This is a genomic window from Mesorhizobium sp. WSM4816 (assembly GCF_055811535.1).
In genome coordinates this window covers 14,835-34,536 of the sequence record NZ_JBVVQR010000004.1, presented here as the reverse complement: position 1 = coordinate 34,536, position 19,702 = coordinate 14,835, and the positions used below count along the sequence as shown (strand labels likewise).

At 63.3% G+C, this 19,702-nt stretch carries 15 protein-coding genes and 3 pseudogenes; 6 read left to right on the top strand and 12 right to left on the bottom strand.

Annotated features, from left to right (window positions below):
- Positions 1-52: 52 nt before the first annotated feature.
- From AC0L3H_RS06410 to AC0L3H_RS06370, 9 genes are all read right to left on the bottom strand, one after another.
- Positions 53-955: a terpene synthase family protein gene (locus AC0L3H_RS06410; protein WP_473584883.1), complete on the bottom strand. Its 903-nt coding sequence runs from the start codon at positions 953-955 to the stop codon at positions 53-55.
- Positions 952-2,502, bottom strand: a complete 1,551-nt coding sequence (locus AC0L3H_RS06405; RefSeq protein WP_473584882.1) for a hypothetical protein — start codon at positions 2,500-2,502, stop codon at positions 952-954. The genes AC0L3H_RS06410 and AC0L3H_RS06405 overlap by 4 nt, the downstream gene beginning before the upstream one ends.
- Positions 2,499-2,798 carry a hypothetical protein gene (locus tag AC0L3H_RS06400; RefSeq protein WP_473495421.1) on the bottom strand — a complete coding sequence of 100 codons (300 nt, stop codon included), beginning with the start codon at positions 2,796-2,798 and terminating at the stop codon, positions 2,499-2,501. Before AC0L3H_RS06400 ends, AC0L3H_RS06405 begins: the two co-directional genes overlap by 4 nt.
- 14 nt (positions 2,799-2,812) lie before the next feature.
- The gene (locus AC0L3H_RS06395; protein WP_473495432.1) at positions 2,813-3,811 is read right to left on the bottom strand and encodes a polyprenyl synthetase family protein; all 999 of its coding nucleotides are present in this window, start codon (positions 3,809-3,811) and stop codon (positions 2,813-2,815) included.
- Between the two features lie 153 nt (positions 3,812-3,964).
- Entirely contained in the window at positions 3,965-5,308 is a 1,344-nt protein-coding gene (locus tag AC0L3H_RS06390; protein WP_473584881.1) for a cytochrome P450, read from the bottom strand.
- Entirely contained in the window at positions 5,308-6,153 is an 846-nt protein-coding gene (locus tag AC0L3H_RS06385) for an SDR family oxidoreductase (RefSeq protein WP_473495419.1), read from the bottom strand. Before AC0L3H_RS06385 ends, AC0L3H_RS06390 begins: the two co-directional genes overlap by 1 nt.
- Positions 6,154-6,192: 39 nt before the next feature.
- Positions 6,193-7,740, bottom strand: coding sequence for a cytochrome P450 (locus AC0L3H_RS06380; protein WP_473584880.1), 1,548 nt, complete (start codon positions 7,738-7,740; stop codon positions 6,193-6,195).
- 94 nt (positions 7,741-7,834) lie between these two features.
- Complete coding sequence (locus AC0L3H_RS06375; RefSeq protein WP_473584879.1) at positions 7,835-9,037, bottom strand: cytochrome P450; 1,203 nt, start codon at positions 9,035-9,037, stop codon at positions 7,835-7,837.
- A gap of 9 nt (positions 9,038-9,046) precedes the next feature.
- Positions 9,047-9,421, bottom strand: a complete 375-nt coding sequence (locus AC0L3H_RS06370) for a cytochrome P450 (RefSeq protein WP_473584878.1) — start codon at positions 9,419-9,421, stop codon at positions 9,047-9,049.
- A gap of 196 nt (positions 9,422-9,617) precedes the next feature.
- Here AC0L3H_RS06370 and AC0L3H_RS06365 point away from each other — a divergent pair, with 196 nt between their 5' ends.
- The gene (locus AC0L3H_RS06365) at positions 9,618-10,517 is read left to right on the top strand and encodes a hypothetical protein (protein ID WP_473584877.1); all 900 of its coding nucleotides are present in this window, start codon (positions 9,618-9,620) and stop codon (positions 10,515-10,517) included.
- A gap of 245 nt (positions 10,518-10,762) precedes the next feature.
- Here AC0L3H_RS06365 and AC0L3H_RS06360 read toward each other — a convergent pair.
- A pseudogene (locus AC0L3H_RS06360) lies at positions 10,763-12,333 on the bottom strand (ISL3 family transposase); the annotation flags it as partial.
- Between the two features lie 255 nt (positions 12,334-12,588).
- Here AC0L3H_RS06360 and AC0L3H_RS06355 point away from each other — a divergent pair.
- Positions 12,589-13,027 (top strand): annotated as a pseudogene (locus AC0L3H_RS06355) (Tn3 family transposase); the annotation flags it as partial.
- A 213-nt stretch (positions 13,028-13,240) separates the two neighbouring features.
- Positions 13,241-14,593 (top strand): phosphoglucosamine mutase, encoded by a 1,353-nt coding sequence (gene glmM, locus AC0L3H_RS06350; protein WP_473584876.1) that lies wholly within the window; start codon positions 13,241-13,243, stop codon positions 14,591-14,593.
- A gap of 130 nt (positions 14,594-14,723) precedes the next feature.
- Here the strand turns inward: glmM and AC0L3H_RS06345 are convergent.
- Positions 14,724-15,025, bottom strand: a pseudogene (locus tag AC0L3H_RS06345) (DDE-type integrase/transposase/recombinase); the annotation flags it as partial.
- Between AC0L3H_RS06345 and AC0L3H_RS06340 the strand changes: the two are divergent.
- Both AC0L3H_RS06340 and AC0L3H_RS06335 read left to right on the top strand, forming a co-directional pair.
- Entirely contained in the window at positions 15,005-15,577 is a 573-nt protein-coding gene (locus AC0L3H_RS06340) for a TolC family protein (RefSeq protein WP_473585048.1), read from the top strand. The pseudogene AC0L3H_RS06345 and the gene AC0L3H_RS06340 overlap by 21 nt on opposite strands.
- A gap of 385 nt (positions 15,578-15,962) precedes the next feature.
- Positions 15,963-17,879: an acyltransferase family protein gene (locus tag AC0L3H_RS06335; protein ID WP_473584875.1), complete on the top strand. Its 1,917-nt coding sequence runs from the start codon at positions 15,963-15,965 to the stop codon at positions 17,877-17,879.
- A gap of 773 nt (positions 17,880-18,652) precedes the next feature.
- Here the strand turns inward: AC0L3H_RS06335 and AC0L3H_RS06330 are convergent.
- Positions 18,653-18,919 (bottom strand): hypothetical protein, encoded by a 267-nt coding sequence (locus AC0L3H_RS06330; RefSeq protein WP_473497995.1) that lies wholly within the window; start codon positions 18,917-18,919, stop codon positions 18,653-18,655.
- Between the two features lie 386 nt (positions 18,920-19,305).
- Between AC0L3H_RS06330 and AC0L3H_RS06325 the strand changes: the two genes are divergently transcribed.
- Complete coding sequence (locus tag AC0L3H_RS06325) at positions 19,306-19,626, top strand: hypothetical protein (RefSeq protein ID WP_473584874.1); 321 nt, start codon at positions 19,306-19,308, stop codon at positions 19,624-19,626.
- The last annotated feature ends 76 nt before the right edge of the window (positions 19,627-19,702 follow it).

The following is a 19,702-nucleotide window of genomic DNA, read 5'->3' as shown; positions in this document are numbered from 1 at the left end:
TGCTTCGGATCGGACCGACGGCAGCGCGCACACGCCGCCGTCTCCCGCGCGCTCAGGCCGGCGCACGCTGGCCTCCCCCCGCAGCGTCGCTGTGGTAGCGGCTGGTCGAGGTCTGGTAGTACTGCGCGCGGATGGCCGCCATGGCCTCGATCAACCGTCCCCATGGCGCGGGAAGGCGTTCTTGCGCCATCACCCGGTGCAGCATGCGCGTATGGCCGGCCAGCTCGTCGTTGAGGAACTCCACCACAGGTATAGCCGGATAGCGCTGCAGCAGCAGGATCGCGGCATTGTCGGCCTCGCCGGCCGACCTGTCCTTGTCGCGTCCATGCAGATCGTTCTGCAAGCGCCCTATCGCGGAGATGAGCCGCAGGACCTGGCGAAACGCCGGACGCGCGCGCAAGTTCGCCATGTCCAGCCCCCACAGCAACGACAGGCAACAGAACACGTTAGCGTAGGCGATCGAATCGATGCCGTTGTGCAGATACTCGGCGTAGGACCAGCGTTCCGCCCCTGCCGCCTGCGCGTGTCCGGCGTGCAGCGCCGCGCAGTAGCACTGGGTATCGTCGAGAAGCTGAGCATAGTCGCGACGATCGTAGGCCAGCGCGGCCAGCGAAGCGCGCAGCACAGCGCAGCCCTCGAATCCGGGGAGCGCGCACGGTACGCCCTGCCCCAGCGCCTGCTCCACCGCGGCGAGCTGCTCCGGCGCGATCAGGCCAAGGTCGTTGCAATCGTCGAGCCAGAACAGCAGCGCCAGTTCGCGATAGAACGCCACGATCAGCGTTTCGTCCTGCGGATCGCGGCCGGTGCGGGCGCTGGTGTCGCGCAGGCTCGGTTCGATACGCTGCAGGATGTACTGGCCGCCCCTGACCGCTTCCACGGCATGCTCGTCGGCGAACCCGGTCAGGGAACGCCCCCACTCCAGCACCTGCTGCAGCGCGCGTTCGGTCTGGATCATGGCGCCGCTCCTGGTCCCTCGGCCAGGACGCGCCGCCCCCAACGAAGCGCCAGCAACAACCCGGCAAGTTCGGCCACGCGCACGACCCGGGTGGGGCAATACAGTTCCTTGCCGATCCACAGCGGCGTCTGCGGCAGTGCGTGCGCCGCATGTCGGGCGAGCATCCACTCCAGCGCACGCGCCACCGCCTGCGCGATGCGCCGGCGCCCTGTCGGCTCTTCGCTCCCATCCATCACGTGCAACGCGAACAGCGCATAGGCCGTTTCCTCGAATGTGGACACGCGACCGGCGCCCCAGCCGCCGTCGTCGCGCTGCGCCTGCAGCAGCGCCGCCAGCGCGCGCTCGTCGCGCCACTGGGGGTTGCCTTGCGCTAGCGCAGCGACCGCATGCGCGGTGGGATACAGCCACGAAACGTGCCATTTTTCGTTGTCCCATAGACCGTGCGGGTTGCGATTGGCCTCGACGTAGGCGCTGGTGCCGGCGGCGGGCTTTCCCAACAGTCGCAACGCATGCAGGGCATGGATGTTGGTCGACACCGAGGCATTGCGTTCGCCGGGGAAGGTGACGAACAGCTCGCCGATTTCGAAATGGCGCAACGCATCGACCGCCGGGTCGCGGCCCGCAAGGCGCAGGACGCACAACGCAACGGCGGTGTCGTCCGCATCGGCCGCGAACTGCAAGGCAGGGCCCAGACCGCGCACGCCCAGGCGGACGTCGAGCTGCGCGACGATCACGCGCACCGCCTCGGCGAGCGCGGGATGCGCGAACAGCCCGGCCAGATGCAGGGTGTACAGCGACCAGCATGGCTCGAACACATTGATCGGCCAGACGTTGGGCACGACACCTTCGATGCCGCTGCGCGTCGCCCGCGATGCCGCCTGCAGATACGCGTCGGCGCGCCCGACCTGAGGCGTGCTCCCCTGTGTCACGGCGTTCGCACGCCACGCGGCAGTGGCCGCCGGACTGATGCCGACGCTGCCGTCGTCATCGGGGCATGCGGTGGTCGGCGACGTTCCCCAGGCTTCCCAGGAGTGCTGCAACGGATGGCCGCTCGGCAACGTCGCCACCGCCCCCAGCCTGACCAGGCACGCTTGCCGCAACGGCAACAGCGCCGGGTGGCGCGGAAACGCCACGCCGCCCAGCAAGGATGCGGCCTCGCCGCACAACTGCGGCAGGATCAGCTCCGCGCCGATCGGCGCGTCTTCCGGCACCGCATGCGCGTAGGGATCGGGCTGGCGCTCGAGGAACCGGGTTGCAGCCTGGACTGCATCGGCAGCGCCGGGAAAAGGATCGGCACGCTGCAATGCCAGCAACGCCGCCCACGTGGGCGCATGGCGGAACAGCGGGAAGTCCGCGCTTCCCCATCCGCCATCGGCCTGTTGCTGCGCGAGGAGCCACGAGTATGCGTCCTGCCGACCGGTGACGTTGCCGTAGAACTGCAGAGCTCGCGCCGTGTCGTAGACGGACGGACCGACGCTGCCGCCGTCGCTCATCTCGCTCAGCAGGTGGCGCAATTCGGAAAGGATCTGTTCGGACAGCGCGTTCACGCGGGATATTCCTTCTGCACACGGTTGACGAGAACCAGGATAGGGCAGACGCCGCGCACGTCGCCGCAGGCCCGTCGCGGCCCGGCACACGGGCAGCGCCGGACGGCCGCCCTGCTCCGGCGCGGCGATGCGCCCCGAAGCCGGCGCCGGTCCGCCGCATAGGCTTGCTCGCGCAGCGCGCCGCGTGCGCCGCGGCCGTGCTGGGCAACCGCTGCGATCGGCGCCGCCGACTTGGAACACAGTGCAGCATGCACCGCTGCCGCCAGCCGATCGCAGCGGCACAGGGGCGGCTCCATGCGGACGCGCGCGCTCATGCGCAGGGCGCGTGCTTGAACAGATACGCATTGGCCCGCTGCAGCATCTGCGCCAATCGTTCCGCACGCGGACCCAGCGGGGCGATGGCCTCCCCGGCGTCGCGCAACAGATCCAGCGCGAACTGGCGCGCTGCCTGCAGCCCCATGATCGACGCGCAGGTCGGCTTCTGCGCCGCCGCGTCCTTGCCGGGCGTCTTGCCCAGCGTCGCGGTATCCGCTGTCGCGTCGAGAATGTCGTCGACTACCTGCAACGCCAGGCCGAAACAGGCGCTGTAGCGATCGAGCGCACAGTACAGCGCAGCGTGCGCGGCATCCTCCGAGATGGCGCCTAGCGCACCCATGCGAACGGACGCGCGCACTAGCGCTCCGCTCTTCATCCGGTGCATCGCCACGATCCTGTCCAGCTCGACGTGCTTTCCGACCAGCGATAGATCCATGGCCTGTCCGCCTGCGGCACCCTCGGCGGACACCGCCTGCGCCAGTTCGCGCACGAGCGCGATACGGTTGTGGCCCGGTGCATCCAGGCTCGCCAGGGTCAGGAAGGCGTGCGCCTGCAGCGCATCGCCGACCAGGATCGCAGTGGCTTCGCCGAACTTGACGTGCACGGTCGGAAAGCCGCGGCGAAGCACGTCGTCGTCCATCGCGGGCAGGTCGTCGTGGACCAGGGTACAGGCGTGCATCATCTCGATGGCGGCGCCGACGTCGTCGAGCATGTGCGCCGGCGTGTCGGCCAGTGCGCCGGCAGCCAGACAGAGCAAGGCGCGGGTGCGCTTTCCGCCATGCAAGGTGGCGTAGCGCATCGCCGCCATCAGCTCGGTCTCACCGTCGTCTTCGGCGCAGAGGAGACGCGCCAGCGCCTGTTCGACCCGCTTTACGCCGTCCTGCATCCAGATCTCCGGCAGTTGCCCGCCGGATGCGCCGCGCGCCTGCGCGCCCAATCCGCCGAACGCGGAAACGCCAGTTCGGTCGTCGTGTAGCGTGGAACCGGTCTGCATGTTGTTCATGTCCTTGTACCTGCCAGGAGACCGCAACGGCGAGCGGCGAGCCGCCGCGGTGTTGACGGCGTCGCACCGAGCGAGCGCGCCGAGTGCAGCAATGCCGCGCGTCGCCGGCGCCGCTTCCTCGCACACGGGGCATGCGATGCCAGCTCATGAGAATCCGATGCGGATTGTCATGGACGGATGTGCGGTCGGGTAATAGCGCCGGCCTTTTTCGACGCCGCTCAGCAACCGCGGCCGCACCCCGGCCTTGTGCATGGTCAGCGCCAAGGCGATGGAGAACTGCACCAGTTCCAGCCATACCAGGTGGTAGCCGATGCAGACGTGTGGCCCGGTACCGAACTGCAGCATGTCCACCGGCCGGATCGGCTCCGTGCGTTGCAGCCACCGCGTCAGGCGGAACTGATCAGGCGCCTCGTGGAGCAGCGCCGAGGTCGAGAAATGCAGCAGCGGGATGCACAGATGGGTGCCCGCGGGAATGCGCCGTTGGCCGAGTTGCAATTCCTGCAGCGCGCGACGCGGCAGGAGCGTAGTCGCCGGATGCACGCGCAGCGTCTCGCGGAACAGCGCCTCGGCGACCGGACACTGCGCCAGGTCCGCGTGTCGGGTCGGCACCGCGCCCACGCGTTGCGCCTCCTCAACCAGGGCGTCCCACAGCACAGGCTGCCGCGCCAGCTCGATCACCATCCAGGCCATCGTCGAGGCGGTGGTGTCGTGACCGCCAAGCAGCAGCAAGCGGATATTGGCGACCAGGACGTCATCGGAGAGCGCATCATCGCTGCGATCGAAGGCGCTCACCATGTCGTTGATCAACCCGGTTCGCGCGGCATGCGCGCGCGCGTCGCGGACGAACTGGCGCAACTGCGCGTCGATCCAGTCGCGGGCGGCGCGGCCGCGCCGCAAGGGCAGTCCGGGCAGGTCAATCGGAGGCGCGACGATCAACTGCAGCAGTTGCCGGTACTTGCGATGCCAACCCGGCAGGTCGTTCGCGGGGATTCCCATGAGGTTGAAGATGAGCTTGAGCGTCAGATCGCCGGTTTCGCGCAGGATGGTCACGTCGCCGCGGTCGCGCCACGCCTGCACCCGCGCCAGGATGATGGGCGCGAACAGGTCGCCGATGCCGGCCTGGGTCAACCCCTTGGGCAGGAACGCCGCCTTGATCGCATCGCGCGCCTGCCGGTGCTCGCCGCCGTCCTGGGCGACCAACGTTCCGCGAAGCAATTCGGGCGCGATCTCTTCCATCAGCGCCGAGGACACGTCCTTGTGCCGGAGCAGTGCGAACGCATCCGGATCCACGCAGGTCATCAGGTGGCCGGCCGGGCCGAAATCCAGCCAGAAGTGGCTGCCCAGCGTCCGTTCCGCGCGCCGCAGCAGGCACGGCAGGTCGCAGACGATGGCGGGAAGATGCCCGACGAGGGGGAAAGCGCCGGGCACGACCGGGATGTCGTACCGCAGCCGGTGCCGACGGTCCAGCGGGTTGAGCAGCATGTTCATCAGCAGCGCGGCGCCGCGGCCGCTTCGGCGATGTCGCCGGCAGGCCGCGCGGCGCGGCTGTTGCCACCGTCGGCGTATGTCGGCACATGCGCCAGCATGCCGCCGTCGATGCACACGACCTGGCCGGTGATGAACGCAGCATCGGCGGAGAGCAGGAACGCCACCAGCGCGGCCACGTCCTCCGGGCGGCCGACGCGCGGCAGGAGCTGGTGCCGGCGCAGATGCTGTTGCATGCACTCGTCCAGCTTGGCGAGGAGACGCTCGGTCATGATGAGACCCGGCGCAACCGCGTTGCAGCGGATCTGCGCATGACCGTACTGGGTCGCGAGCGAGGCCGACAGCATGTTCATCGCCGCCTTCGACGCGGCGTAGGACGTCTGCGCGGTGTCACCGCTGAGCCCCTGGCACGACGACATGTTGACGATCGCGCCACCGCCGCGGGCGATCATCCGTGGGATCGCCTGCCGGCAGCAGAGCAGCGTGCCGCGCAAATTGGTCGCCATGGTCTGATCCCAGACCGCCAGGTCCAGGTCGAGGATCGCGTGGTCGCGCGGGGTCAGATGCATGGCGCTCGCGTTGTTCACCAGCAGGTCGACCCCACCGAAGTGCCGCTCCGCCGTCTCGAACAGCGCTGCTACCGCCTGCGCATCGGCAATGTCCATGGCCAGGGCCAGCGCGTGGCCCGCTTCGGCCGCGATCTGCGCGGTGCAGGCGATGGCCGCCGAGCCATCAATGTCGGCCACCACCACTCTGCCGCCCTCGCGCGCGATGGCGAGGGCGCATGCCTTGCCGATGCCGGCGCCGGCGCCGGTCACCACGGCCACCTTGCCTTCAAACCGTCCCATCGTGTCCTCCTGATTGCGTTGGTCTTTCGCGGCATGCCGCTAGGCCTCCGCCGGAGAAGGCGCAGGGTCGGCGCTGGCGCGCTCGTCATCGCCAGAGTTGCTTTCGATGACCCGAATGGCGGCGACCGGGCACTGGCTCGCCGCGAGCCGCGCGGCGGCGTGCAGCGCCTGCGGGACCGTCGCCACGCACACTTCAGCCACGCCGTCCGGTTCGCGCTGGCGAAAGGTGCCCGGCAGCGTCAGCACGCACTGCCCGGTGGTTCCGCACAGATCCTGGTCGACCACGACGCGCATCTCAGCCCCACCCTGCGCATGCAGCCGCACCGGCAGCGCGCGGAATGTCCTAAGGAACGCGGAGGGCTCCCGGGTCGGCTGCTCGGCCAATGCCAGCGTGGGGAAGCGCGCCTGGATCCGCGGCAGGCTCTCGGCCAACTGCACCCGGGCCAGTTGCGCACCGAGGCAGAAGTGGATGCCGTGGCCGAAGCTCAGCATGATCTTCCCGTCGGTCGACATGCCAGGACTGGTGCCGTAGAACCGCGCGGGATCGAAGCGGTCGGGATCGGCGAAGGCGTCCGGGTCGCGATTGCCGGCCGCGATCAGCACGCGCACATCCGCGTCCTTCGGGATCACCACGCCGCCCAGTTCGATGTCGCGCACGGCGATACGCGGAATGGAGCTGAACATGGCGGGCGCCTCGCAGCGCAGGACTTCTTCGACGAATGCCTTCACCCCCACGGCGTCTCCCTCCAGCCAGTGCCGCTGTTCGGGATGCGCCAGCATCGCCAGGACCGCATGGTCGATGGTCGCAGCAGTGGTGGCGAAGCCGCCCAGCAGCATGCCCCACAGCATGCTGATCAACTCCGCATCCGACAGCGTGTCGGTATCGTCGTCGTGTGCGCCGACCAGCATCGACACGATGTCGTGGCGGGGATCGGTGCGCCTGCGCTGTATGAGGTCGCCGAAATAGGCCTGCACCTTGGCGCTGGCCTCGTCCGAGGCGGCGAGCTGGGGATCGCTGGCGTGCGGACTCAGGCCTTCCAGAATGGTGCCGATGCCGGCGGCGAGCCCGAACACGTCGTCCTGGGGCATGCCGAACAGTTCGGCGAAGACCAGCATGGGCAAGGCCAGCGCGAATTCCCGATGCAGGTCCACCGCCTCCCCGCGCTCCAGCGCGGGCGCCATGCCGTCCAGGCGCGCTGCGACGATGCGCGCGATACTCGGCCGCAGGTTGTCGATCTGGCGCATGGTGAAATCGCGCGAGATCAGCCGGCGCAGACGCGTATGCGTCGGGGGGTCCTTCATCGCTAGCGTGGACGCCAGCAGGTTGAGCGACAGGCTGGTCGCCGCACGCGGGAAATAGCGCGCCAGTTCGCCCGGCGCCGGTCCCCGAAACGCATCGCCCGTGGCCTTGAGCGCCCAGTAAATGTCGACGTGGCGGCTCAACAGAAAGAGGCCCGACGCCGCGCGATGCACCGGATCGTGCTCGCGCAACCACCGCATGAACGGATACGGGTCGTGGATGCACGCTGGCGACGCCAGTTCGGCGAAGGCGTCCCGGCATGCTGCTGTGGTTTCTTGCACGTCCATCCTGGTTACCTGTTGGCTGGCTGATCTGACCGGTGCGCACCCAGGCGCGCCGGCAAATTGCGCAGAAGATCCCGATCCCGGCGGCGTCCGCGCGTCACCAGAGCACCGGCAACTCCTCGAACCCGCCAGTGATGATCTCCTTGCGCAACTTCAGTTCTTCGGGCGACACGGCTAGGCGTAGCGCGGGAAAGCGCTGGAAGATCGAACCGAACACCACCTTGAGTTCCAGCCTGGCCAGCGCCGCTCCGGTACAGTTGTGCGGCCCGTAGGAGAACGCCAGGTGCGGGTTTTCGTCGCGTCCGACGTCGAAGATTTCCGGGTCGTCGAAATGGCGCGGATCGAACGACGTCGCCGGCAGGCCGACCAGCACCTTGCTCTCCGCAGGAATATGCACGCCCGCGATGGTCACGTCGGTCCTCGGATAGCGCATGATGCCGTCCCAGCCCGCGCCCGGCGGGTACATGCGCAGGATTTCCTCCACCGCCTTGTCCACCAGGGACGGTTCGCCGACCAGGCGTTCGCGCTGTTGCGGATGGCGGAACATAGCCAGCAGGCCGAATTCGATCTGCGCGACAGTGCTCTCGTGCCCCGCCACCAGTATGCCCGCTGCCAGGCCGATCGCCTCTTCCTCGGTTGCCTTGCCTTGGTCGACTGCTGCGAGCAGATCCGTCAGCAGGTTGTCGCCCGGATCCTGGCGCTTGTCCCGCATCTTGCCGCGAATGTAGGCGCGCAGTTCTTCCCAGGCCAGGCGCGACGCGGTGCGCGGGCCGCTTTCATGCTGGTGCGTCATCACCTCGTCGGACAGCCCGGCGAAAAAGCCGTGATCCTCGTAGAGCACGCCCATCAGCGCGCTGATGACCATGGCTGGAAGCGGAAAGGAGAGGTGGCGCCGCAGGTCGGCGGGTTGGGGCTGGGCCGCCAGCGTCTCGAACAACTGCGCGGCGATCGCCTCGACCTGCTGCGCGAGCAGCTTCACCCTGCGGTTGCTGAAGGCCGGCGCCACGATCGTGCGTAACCGGGCATGCTCGCCCCCCTCGTGCGAGACCAGCCACCCCGGCGAACCGAGAATCACCGAATCCGGGGTGGATGCCGCCGGCGGCATTCCCGCGGGCCGGAATGCCGCGTCGGACAGCACCACCTTGGCCTCGTCGTAGCCTGTCACCCACCAGCCTTCGTGCCCGGACGGGAACCGCACGCGGTGGATCGGACCATTGGCGCATAGCGCCAACATCTCGGGCGAGGGCTCGATGTGATCGACGCGCCACATCGGCAGCGTCGGCAAGGGTCGTTCGGACATGGTGGCACCTCACTCTTTAAGCGATGGAGGGCGGAAGGTGACCGGCAGGCGCTGCGGGCAGAGAATGACGTAAGACGGCATGTAGACGACGTCCTCCGCGCCGATGCTCAACGCCAGATCCTCCAGCCGCCGGAACAGCGCGGGGAAGGCGCAGCGCAATTCCAGGCGCGCCAGCTCAGCGCCCAGGCAGGAATGCGGCCCCTCGCCGAACGACAGGTGCGGGTTGTGCCGCCGGGTGACATCGAACCTGTCGGCGCCGGGACCGAAGGCCTTTTCGTCCCGGTTCGCCGCATGGAACGCCATCAGGACGGCGTCGCCGCGGCGGACCATGCATCCGTCGATCTCCACGTCCTGGGTGGCATAGCGGAACGGCAGATTGGCCACTGCGCTGCCCCAGCGCAGGATCTCCTCGATCGCCTGTGACCACGGAACTTAGCCGCTGCGCACCAGGTGCAGTTGCTGCGGATGCGTCAGCAATGCCAGCACGCCATTGCCCGATGACGCCGGTGGTGGTCACGAAGCCTGCGGAGAGCACCATAAATAGCATGTCGATGAGCTCGGTGTCGGAAACGAGCTCGCCGTGGTCGCGCGCGACGATCAGGGCCGAATCCAGATCGTCGCCGAGCTGGCCCCGCTTGAGCGCGATCAGGCGACGGAAGAAATCCGGGATGCGGTGCCGCGTCTGTCGCACCTCTGCGGCTGTGGCGGAGGTGTTGGCCCGGCTGTAGGTGAGCGCGACGATCTCCTCGCGCTGTTCGTCCGGCAAACCGAACAGTTGGGCGATCACGTTGGTGGGCAGCGGAACGGCGAACTCGCACATCAGATCGTCACTGCCGCCGCGCTGCGCCATCTCGGCCAGGAGTCGATCGACGCATTGTTCGATCCGTGGCGCCAGCAAGGCGATACGACTTGGCGCGAAGCTCCTGGACAGCAGGCCGCGCAAGCGCCGGTGATCGGTGCCAGGCGCCGTGACCATGTTGTCCACTTTACACATCCCGATCAGCGGATGATCCTCGGGAATCTCGCCGTCCTTCAGCGCCCGCCACTGTCGCCAGTCCCTGTTGAAACGCTGGTCGGAAAACATCCGCCTGAGCGTCTGGTGACGGCCTGCCGCCCAGGTCACCACATTGCCTGGCAGCGACACTCGCGCCATCCCCCCCTGCTGCAGAATCGCAGCAGACAGACTATTAAGTTGCGTGGGAGCGACCGACACACCGATCACATCGCAATGACCATTTTCTACGCGCATGCAAACAACTCCATAAAGAACCATTATGTAGTAAAGCTACAAAATCATTTGCAGCTTCGCGCAAAATTCGTAGAGTCTAATCTCTCAAAAAGCACCAGTAAAATTGGATTTCGACTAACCAGCTTGAGCTTGACTGGTTCGGTCGCCCTAATTAATTTAACAATAAGGCCGAAAATTCAAGTGAAAAGAATGTTAACTTTATTTGTTACTGGGATTTCTAAAATTACATAATGCCGCAATATATTTCACAATTCTGGCCCGTCATCCAATTCCTCTCACGGCGTATCAGAACCGCGCTCGGCAGGGCTTCGGGGCCCGAGAGCCGCAATACCGCGAGGGCCGCGTCTTGTCGCAACAGCCCTTGAAGCCTTCGGCGGCGAAGCGCTCTGCCAACGCCATATGCAGCTCTTGGACTTGCCGGTCTGCCGGATCATGTCGACGGTGCCGACGTCATCGTCGGTCCAGCCGGTTCGGAGCCTGCCGTACATTGCGCGCTTGATGGTCTTGAGGCGGTTGATCTGACCTTCGGCCTGTCCATTGCTCCAGGGCAGCTCAATGGCGTTGTTGACGGCATCGAGTCTCTGCGCAAAACACGGGCGAATCGCATGATCGGAATGATGTCGGAGTCGATTGCATCGTCGATCCAGGGGTCCAGTGTTTCCGACCTCTTGCTCAGAAGGATACCGTTGAAGCGCATTGCCAGGCGTCGCATCTCGGCGAATGCGTCAGATCCCTGCTTCAGGGCGTCGACTTTCCTTGCTTGTCGAGGCGTCAGCAGGCCTCTTGGCTTTATGCACAGCGCCGCGGCAACAACTGGCGAAATCGCGTGGCCGGTATCCGGATCTCGAACGGGTCCCAAGCTGATCGCGATCGAAGGAACATCATCGGCGCGCACTCTTTTCGGCCCGCCGCCAAGCTGCCAGCAGTCGCTCCAGATTGGAGAAGCTGCCGTGTAGCCGCGCTGCTTGACATCATGAAAAAGATGCCGTCCGCAGCGGTTCCCTTCCTTCCAGCATTGGGCAATGAACGTTTCAAAGCACCATGGTGATGTGGGGTTCAATGCTGCTCGCCGCCTATCTGGCGGAGCCTTGAATTTGAGCCACTTCGCTACGCTGCGACGCTCATCGCCGGTCCGTCGGGCGATCGCGCTGTAGGATAGACCCTCCTGGCGTAAGGCGTAGCATCTCGAATATCTCCTGGCGAGACTGCCTATGCGCGAGACAGGCACGCCGGCGATGTGTCGCAGCGTCGACAATAGCGTCCTCGGACAGGATGGATCTTCCTGAAGCACGTCCACTAAGGCTCATCTGTTCCTCGATTGCCGTACGAAGATTCTGGACCAGATGAAACCGGTCGGCCACCTGGTGAGCCTGCGGTGCGCCTTCACGGACGGCCTGCGCATACAGGCCGCAGCGGTCTCGGCTGACGATACCTCGACGCAGGGATGATTCCGCAGCCACCTGGCTGCGCTATCGACACTCCGATCATCGAGAATGTCGACGTCCGAGTGGCGCTCGAGATCAACCATGATAGTGCCGTATCGCGTCGCTCGCCGCCAGCTCCAGTCATCGATGCCAACCACCCGAATCTCGGAGGCGCGGTGAGTAAACGCGGCATCCCGCTTCAGTTGCCGCAGGATGGTGTCGTCACTGACCGGCATGCCGAGCCGTTGCATGAGGCGTTCGCCAGGACGTCCACCCGTGCTATGCCCGAGCAAGCCGACAATCTCCACGACCCTCGTCGTCCTGCGCGCATAAGGGGAAGCAACCGTCGGGAGTCGATCAGTGAACGTTTGTCGCCCACATTTCTGATGTGCACATCGCCAGCGGCTCAGCAGGAGCTTCACCGTCACGGGCTTGCCCTGGACCGGCAGATCCTGAAGGCTGCGGTTGGACCAGCCATGCCGACTTCGGCTTCGCCGGCCACAATCGGGGCAAATGCCGATCGCTGGTCCGGCAGCGGAAACAACCCAACTGTGATCATCAGTGAGCGCGACACCCAGAATTCTGCCCCCTGGGTCGGGCGACCATTTCGATTTCGTTCGCATGCCCGCCCATAGCGATAGCGTCGCTAACAGCGGATGAACCACACAAATTGAGGAAGACCCTGGGAATGGACACAGATGCGCTGGCGACGGTTCGCAGGCGCTTCAAGAGGCAGATGCTACAGCTCGGTAAGCTGTCGGGGGTAGCGCGCTAGCGCTAAGCAGGTTGGAAGGTCAGCATGTCAGGGAAAGATAGAGAGTGGCGTCGCTAACAGCGGTTGAACCACACAAATTGAGGAAGACCCTCATTAACTGCAGAAGGAAAGCCAACTCGCAAGGGCGCTGCGGGGCAGGATCGAGCGATCCATATTCATGATTGAATGGTACTCAAGCCCGGCACGCTGCCAAGCCGGCCTCAACAAGGGCGAAGCAGCACACAAGCTCAAGCGCGCCGTGTTCTTCCATGAGCGAGGCGAAATTCGCGATCGTTCGTTCGAGAGCCAGGCCTTCCGCGCATCCGGGCTCAACCTCGTCGTCAGCGCGATCGTACACTGGAACACGGTCTATCTCGACCGCGCGGGCCACACAGTTGAAACGAGGAGGGCGAAACATTCCAGATACGCTGTTGAAGTATATCTCGCCGCTGAGTTGGTAACATATCAACCTGACAGGCATCTCCACCTGGGACACCGAGCATCAGATGCCCGAAGGCTTTCGAACCCTTAGGCTACCGACCCCAACCCGGCGAGCCGCATGAGTTTCACGATCCGTTCGGGCTTAGCGCAAGATTTTGTACAGCTCTTGTCCTCACCCCAGATTGTGAGCTAAGGACACCTTTCGTCCTGACAATCATGGTATCCTGCAAAGAAGATGCGGAGTGGCAAGCGGCCAGTCACTCGGACACTGGCTGCCTGTGGGAATGTCCACGAGGCGACACTTGGGTGAATCATATATGGGCACGTCGAGTAAGATGACGAGACGATATTTCGGAACGGACGGGATCCGGGGAGGGGCCAACAAATTTCCGATGACCGCCGAGGTTGCGATGAAGGTCGGCATGGCTGCCGGCCTGTCGTTCCAGCGCGGCCACCATCGCCATCGCGTCGTGCTCGGCAAGGATACGCGGCTGTCGGGCTATATGATCGAGAACGCGCTGGTCGCGGGCTTCTGTGCCGCCGGCATGGATGTGTTCCTGCTCGGGCCGATTCCGACGCCGGCGGTCGCCATGCTGGCGCGGTCGCTGCGCGCCGATATCGGCGTGATGATCTCGGCCTCGCACAACCCCTATTACGATAACGGCATCAAGCTGTTCGGCCCCGACGGCTACAAGCTGTCGGACGAGATCGAGATGCGCATCGAGGCGCTGCTCGACCAGGATGTCGACATTTCGCTGGCCGACGCGGATGGGCTCGGGCGCGCCAAGCGCGTGGACGGCGTGCACGACCGCTATATCGAATTCGCCAAGCGCACTCTGCCGCGGTCCATGTCGCTGGCGGGCCTGCGCATCGTGGTCGATTGCGCCAACGGCGCCGCCTACAAGGTGGCGCCGGCAGCGCTTTGGGAACTCGGCGCCGAGGTCATCACCATCAACAACGAGCCGAACGGCTTCAACATCAACGAGGAATGCGGTTCGACGCACCCGGTGGGCCTCTCCAAGAAGGTTCATGAAGTGCGCGCCGACATCGGCATAGCGCTCGATGGCGACGCCGACCGCATGGTCATCGTCGACGAGAACGGCGCTGTCGTCGACGGCGACCAGATCATGGCGCTGATCGCCGAATCCTGGCATCACAGCGGCCGCCTGGCAGGCGGCGGCGTCGTCGCCACCGTCATGTCCAATCTTGGCCTCGAACGCTTCCTCGGTGAAGCCGGCCTGCAATTTCACCGAACCCAGGTCGGCGACCGTTACGTGGTCGAGCACATGCGCGCGCATGGGCTGAATGTCGGCGGCGAGCAGTCCGGCCATATCGTGCTGTCTGATTTCTCCACCACCGGCGACGGGCTGGTCTCGGCGCTGCAGGTGCTGGCCTGCATCAAGCGCCAGAACAAGCCGGTCAGCGAGATCTGCAAAAAGTTCGAGCCGGTGCCGCAGCTCCTGAAGAATGTGCGCTTTTCCAGCGGCGAGCCCCTGGAGACGGCACCCGTCAAGGCCGCGATCGAGGATGCCCGCAACCGGCTCGGCAAGTCCGGCCGCCTGGTGATCCGGCCTTCCGGCACCGAGCCCCTGATTCGGGTTATGGCCGAGGGCGACGACCAGAAGCTGGTCGAGACGGTGGTGAACGACATCGTCGGCGTCATGGCCGAGATCAAGACCGCTGCCTAGACGCTATGACCGTGGTGTGATTGGCGGCCCGCCCTTAGTCTTTGCGGCTGTATAGCAAATGGGGGTTACTCGGGAGGGTTCTGTCGCAAATCGTGCTTCTGGTTACAACGAGACGCTTTCGCGCCGAAGATCATGCTGCAAGGATTTCGAACTGCTCGGCGATCGAGGGACGTGGATTATGGCGAACCTCGCCTGCCGTTACGCATCATGTGAACCATCTCGATGCCGGAAAGGACGGCATCGGCACTCGCCATCGACTTGAAGCCGAGCATCGACCGAGTGCGGCGCTTGATGCGCCGATGGTCCTGATCCGATTGTTGAGGTACTTGCTCTTGCGGAGCGGATCGGCTTCAGCGCTGGTCGCGATCGATTCCGCAGGCGGTGTTCGGCGTCGCAGGAAATGATCGCCTCATGATTGGTCGGGCTGACGTCGAGTGCGAGGTTCTCGTCAAGTCACTCGCCCGACTTACTGGCGGTGACGGGCCTCACGTCCGCGATATTCTGGCGATGGGCAGGCAAGGGTTACCGCGCCGAGGATCCTCAAGCTGTCCGCCGTGCCTGCCGACGCCTTACGGCAGCGCCCCGACATCGACGCCCTTGAACTCGAGGTCGCTGCATCGCTCGCCGAGATCGGCGCGGCAAAAAGCCGATCTCTATCCGAGCCTCAGCCTCGGCGGCTCGGTCACGATCGACAGTTCATCGCTGATGGGAACCTCTCTGCCCTGGTCCTTCGGCCCGGCCATCTCGATCCCGCTCTTTGACGGTGGCTCGCGCCGGGCGGCAGTGGGCAGCGCGGCAGCCGCATATAAGGTGGCGGTGGCCGCCTACAAGTCAGCTGTGCTGGACGCGGTCGCCGAAGTCGAGACCGCACTCGTGCGGATCGACAGTACGCGACGGCAGATCGGCGACGCCAGTGTCGCGGCGCGCAACTACCGCGCCTACTTCAAAGCCGTGGATTCGAACTTGAAGCCAGATGCAGCGTGATGAAGCCTTATGGCGAACGCGCGTGGCGGGCGCCTTTGGCTCGACGTTTTGTGGGACGGCAAAAACTTACGTGACGGCAAGCAGTCGGCAACCTCGCCGAATCGAATGCTATCAGAGTGTGTGCAAGAGATCCATAGGCTGGATGTATGGCATTCAACCAATCGATTTTACGAATTAGCGGGCATGCTCCATTAGAAGAACAACAATTGACCGAAAGCAAGTACGCCGACACCTTCTGCCGGCAACTTTCTTACTTATGTTATGGGCGAGTGCGGCATATCGGCCGAATTCGATCCAGCGGATGATCTAGAAGGGCACCATTTTAACATCGTTGGTGCGAGGCCTCAGTTCATCCAATTAAACCGGGAATTTCATCAGGTCTTCTATGCCGCGAGACTTTCGAGCCGATGTCCAGGCCTTGCGGGGTCTATCTGTCCTGCTGGTTGTCCTTTATCATACCCAAATCGCGCCGTTTGGTTATCTCGGCGTTGATATTTTCTTCGTAATTTCGGGCTTTCTGATCACCGGCCTCATCGCGACCCAGCTTGAGCAGTCACGGTTCAGCTATTGGGAATTCTATTATCGTCGTGCGAAGCGCCTGTTGCCCGCGGCCTATGTGGTCATTGCGCTCACGACGATCGCTGCCCCCTTTTTCCTGTCGGATGTGGGCCTGCGGGACTTCCGAAGTCAGGTCCTCGGGGCGCTCACATTCACCGGCAACATCGTTCTCTGGTCTCAGGCGGACTATTTCGGCGAATCCGCCGAAACGAAGCCTCTCCTGCATTTCTGGTCGCTCGCTGTCGAAGAACAGTGTTATCTGCTGCTTCCTGCTTTCTTGGCCTTGGCTCCCAAGAGATGGCGGCTCACAGCGGTTAGTTTGCTCCTGGTTGCCAGCCTGGCACTGTGTCTCTACGTAGCCATTCGTCACCCATACGCTGCATTTTATCTTTTGCCGACCCGCTTTTGGGAAATAGCGATTGGTTCGCTCGGGGCATTGCTTCCCGCCAGCGCTCGCGTGGCGGCCAAGTGTGCGGCGCTGCGCCTCCCGGCGCTCGTGCTTATCCTCCTTATTCCCATTGGACTTAGTTCGCAGAACCCGATCGTGGATGCCGCTTTGGTTTGCTTGGCAACCCTGATCCTCCTGCTGTCGCCCAGCAGGGATAATGTGGCGGTTCGAAGCATGGCAAGGATCGGGGATATCTCGTACTCGCTCTATCTGGTCCATTGGCCGGTGCTTGTATATGTGCGGGCTGCTTGGCTGGCAGAGCCTCCCGCGCTTGCGATCTACGCGGCAGTTGCCTTCTCAGTTGTAGCCAGCTTAGTTCTTCACCGTTTCGTGGAAAAGCCGTTCCGGCAGGGATTCGTCGCATCTCGTGGACGGATGGCCTCAGGACTCGTTGCCGCAACGGTTCTTCTCGGCTTCGCGCGGCCAGTCGACATTGGCGCAGCCGAAAGTAGGGTTGGCTTTTCCGAGAGCCGACGGATCAATTACGGCCTGGGAAGGGCATGTGATCTCACATCTGGATCGCCTCCTCAGGGCATTCCCGAGGCCTGTCAGACGACCGGCAGGCCCGAAATGCTGGTTTGGGGCGATTCATTTGCCATGGCACTGGTTCCCGGCTTGGCCAAAACGATCGGAGAGGCCGGCCTGGCTCAGCTCACAATGAGCGGGTGCTTCCCCGCCATCGGCGTTGCTGCCTTCTCCAAGCGCGCAGCGTCTCCCTCCTTCGCCGAGGACTGTATTCGCTTCAATGACAGTATTTTGGGTATCCTGAAAAATCGGCCGGGGATAAGGACCGTTGTCATTTCGAGCCCATTTGACGCCCCTGATTCAAAAGACTTCATGCTGCTTAAGAGGCGTGACGGGACATTCACGGAAGTTGAAACTTCGGTAGATGGAGCCGTTGAGGGTATCAAGTCCCTCGTCGACGCCGTTCGCGCTTTGGGCAGGCGAGTGGTCGTAGTTGCTCCCCCGCCAGTCGCAAGCTTCGATATCGGCGATTGCCTTGAGCGAAAGGTGAGGGGAAATCTTATGCTCGGGCGGCACAGTGACTGCGAAATTTATGTCACCGATTACCGCCGGATGCGATCCCGCACTCTTGAGCTCTTGAACCAGGTGGCTTTGAAAGCTGACGTAGAGGTTGTCTCTTACCACGACTTTCTCTGCGACGACACAAAATGCAGAACCGAGATCGATGGCAAATTCCTCTACCGGGACAGCGGCCATCTTTCCTATGAAGGATCAGAAATCATCGCTCGAAAGACAAGTCTTGCTGAGAGGCTGATCAGGGCTGCTCGTTAGAGCGAATTTTTTAGGCGGAGTGACCGCGAGCACTTTCGCGTGGCTCGCAATGAAAAGCGCATGAGGATTTCGGACGCCCGCTGCGCCGAGCTGAAAGCGCACGAGGCGACGGCCCGCAAGGCTGCCAAGCGGAACGCGTTCCCGCACGGCGCTGATGATGAGCCGATTCGTTCCGGATATCCGGCCGCAATGCAGCGGATTGTTACCCGCATTGAGGAATTGGGGCGCTCTGCCAACGCCATAAGCAGCTCTTGGACTTGCCGGTCTGCCGGATCATGTCGACGGTGCCGACGTCATCGTCGGTCCCGGTTCGGAGCCGCCTCAAGAACATGGAAACCTCTGTCATCAGACATAGGCGCAGACATAGAAATTGACACCGTAAGCTCCCCCGGCTCATTCAGTGTCATCATCTCTCGCCCATCATCTCATGCCACTCAGATGAGATCGCGCCTGCTTCTGTTGTCCCACTCCATTGTCAGCATCAGAATCAGAAAGGGGTTAATTGCTTTTCATGCGTTTGAAACAACCAGTTCATGAATAATTATGACGGTTTATATTTTGCTACATAATATTAATATAATATGAACTCACTCAATCAGAAAATGTTTTTAATCTATTATATGTCTCATGACAGTTAACTGGAGAATGCAGTCATTTAGACCAGGATTGGCATTTAATTGAAAGTATCGAAGTTCGGATTCAAATTAGATGCAATCGAATGGAGGGTGATATGCTAGCGCTCGGATATGTCGCCGACGTGTTGGGGCTGCCCGTCAAAGAGGTGGCGCCACACGCCAGACACGCTTCAGGTTGGAAGCGTAGAAATAGCGGCATAAATCGTGTCGTTGGCATGAGTCCAGTATCGCGGCCGAGATAGGAAACACCACTCCCGGCGGGTTGAAGCGGCGCACGGCAAGCACGTGGTGGATCAGGTTGCAGTGAATGCGGCCGTTACCGTCCCCGAAAAAAGGATGCATGTAGACAAGGCCGAAGGCGAGGATCGCGGCGCTGTAGCGAGCGAGCGGCGTAGCGGCGGTCATTGATGTTCTTCGGTAAGGTTGGGTTGCTGGCACAACCTGCGAAGGAACCACCGATGACCAAGCCCCAAACCTTTTCCGACCGGCTCCGTTCCAAAAAAGGGGGCGGCATTGCCGCCGCCCTTTGAGATTGGTGAGAGGCGCAGAGCTTAGAAACCCATACCGCCCATACCGCCCATGCCGCCGCCGCGATGCAGCCCTGAAAGAGTCGAGCGAATCGATGGTATGCGGAAGGTCGAGCCACAGGATGAATCCACACTGCGGATTGATAACCTTTGTGCCTTCCGCGACCGCCAGCGCGCTTCGTCGCACCGTAGAGAGCGAGTGTGAGGCGCTGAGCATCTAGTAGCGCCCGAGACGTGCCGACCTTTTGCGTGGAGCCATGCGGGATGTCTCCTGTAGCATTATCTCCCGCAACCAGAGGCTTGCCCGTTCATTGGAATGTATCTCTATCCACAGGGTGGATGCATCTCATCGAAACAAACGATTTTATCAATCTTCCGGAATCTCGCATTGACAGCACCTCACACGCCCTGATCGCCCGCTACCCTTATCGTGTGACGCTAGCGAAAAAAGAGCCCGAAGGAGAAATTTCCATGAGCTCAGACGTGCGATGGAAGTTGCCCCAGGAAAATGAGTTGCAGTTGGATGCCTACGCCGCAGACCAACCGGAACTCATCCGGTCTTTTTTTTCCGATTGCTGTTGGTGAGTGGCACAAGCCTAGTCAGGGACGATTTTCGCGACGTGACTGGCAGAGGTATGGCGCCGCACCCACGTCAAAAGGC

Bases quoted from the DNA above. Each gene is read 5' to 3' on its own strand.
- AC0L3H_RS06340 (WP_473585048.1), top strand. From the start codon at position 15,005: ATGATTGGTCGGGCTGACGTCGAGTGCGAGGTTCTCGTCAAGTCACTC.
- AC0L3H_RS06325 (WP_473584874.1), top strand. From the start codon at position 19,306: ATGTCTCCTGTAGCATTATCTCCCGCAACCAGAGGCTTGCCCGTTCAT.
- AC0L3H_RS06375 (WP_473584879.1), bottom strand. From the start codon at position 9,037: ATGTCCGAACGACCCTTGCCGACGCTGCCGATGTGGCGCGTCGATCAC.
- AC0L3H_RS06330 (WP_473497995.1), bottom strand. From the start codon at position 18,919: ATGACCGCCGCTACGCCGCTCGCTCGCTACAGCGCCGCGATCCTCGCC.
- AC0L3H_RS06335 (WP_473584875.1), top strand. From the start codon at position 15,963: ATGCCGCGAGACTTTCGAGCCGATGTCCAGGCCTTGCGGGGTCTATCT.
- AC0L3H_RS06380 (WP_473584880.1), bottom strand. From the start codon at position 7,740: ATGGACGTGCAAGAAACCACAGCAGCATGCCGGGACGCCTTCGCCGAA.
- glmM (WP_473584876.1), top strand. From the start codon at position 13,241: ATGACGAGACGATATTTCGGAACGGACGGGATCCGGGGAGGGGCCAAC.
- AC0L3H_RS06395 (WP_473495432.1), bottom strand. From the start codon at position 3,811: ATGCAGACCGGTTCCACGCTACACGACGACCGAACTGGCGTTTCCGCG.
- AC0L3H_RS06385 (WP_473495419.1), bottom strand. From the start codon at position 6,153: ATGGGACGGTTTGAAGGCAAGGTGGCCGTGGTGACCGGCGCCGGCGCC.
- AC0L3H_RS06390 (WP_473584881.1), bottom strand. From the start codon at position 5,308: ATGAACATGCTGCTCAACCCGCTGGACCGTCGGCACCGGCTGCGGTAC.
- AC0L3H_RS06410 (WP_473584883.1), bottom strand. From the start codon at position 955: ATGATCCAGACCGAACGCGCGCTGCAGCAGGTGCTGGAGTGGGGGCGT.
- AC0L3H_RS06400 (WP_473495421.1), bottom strand. From the start codon at position 2,798: ATGGAGCCGCCCCTGTGCCGCTGCGATCGGCTGGCGGCAGCGGTGCAT.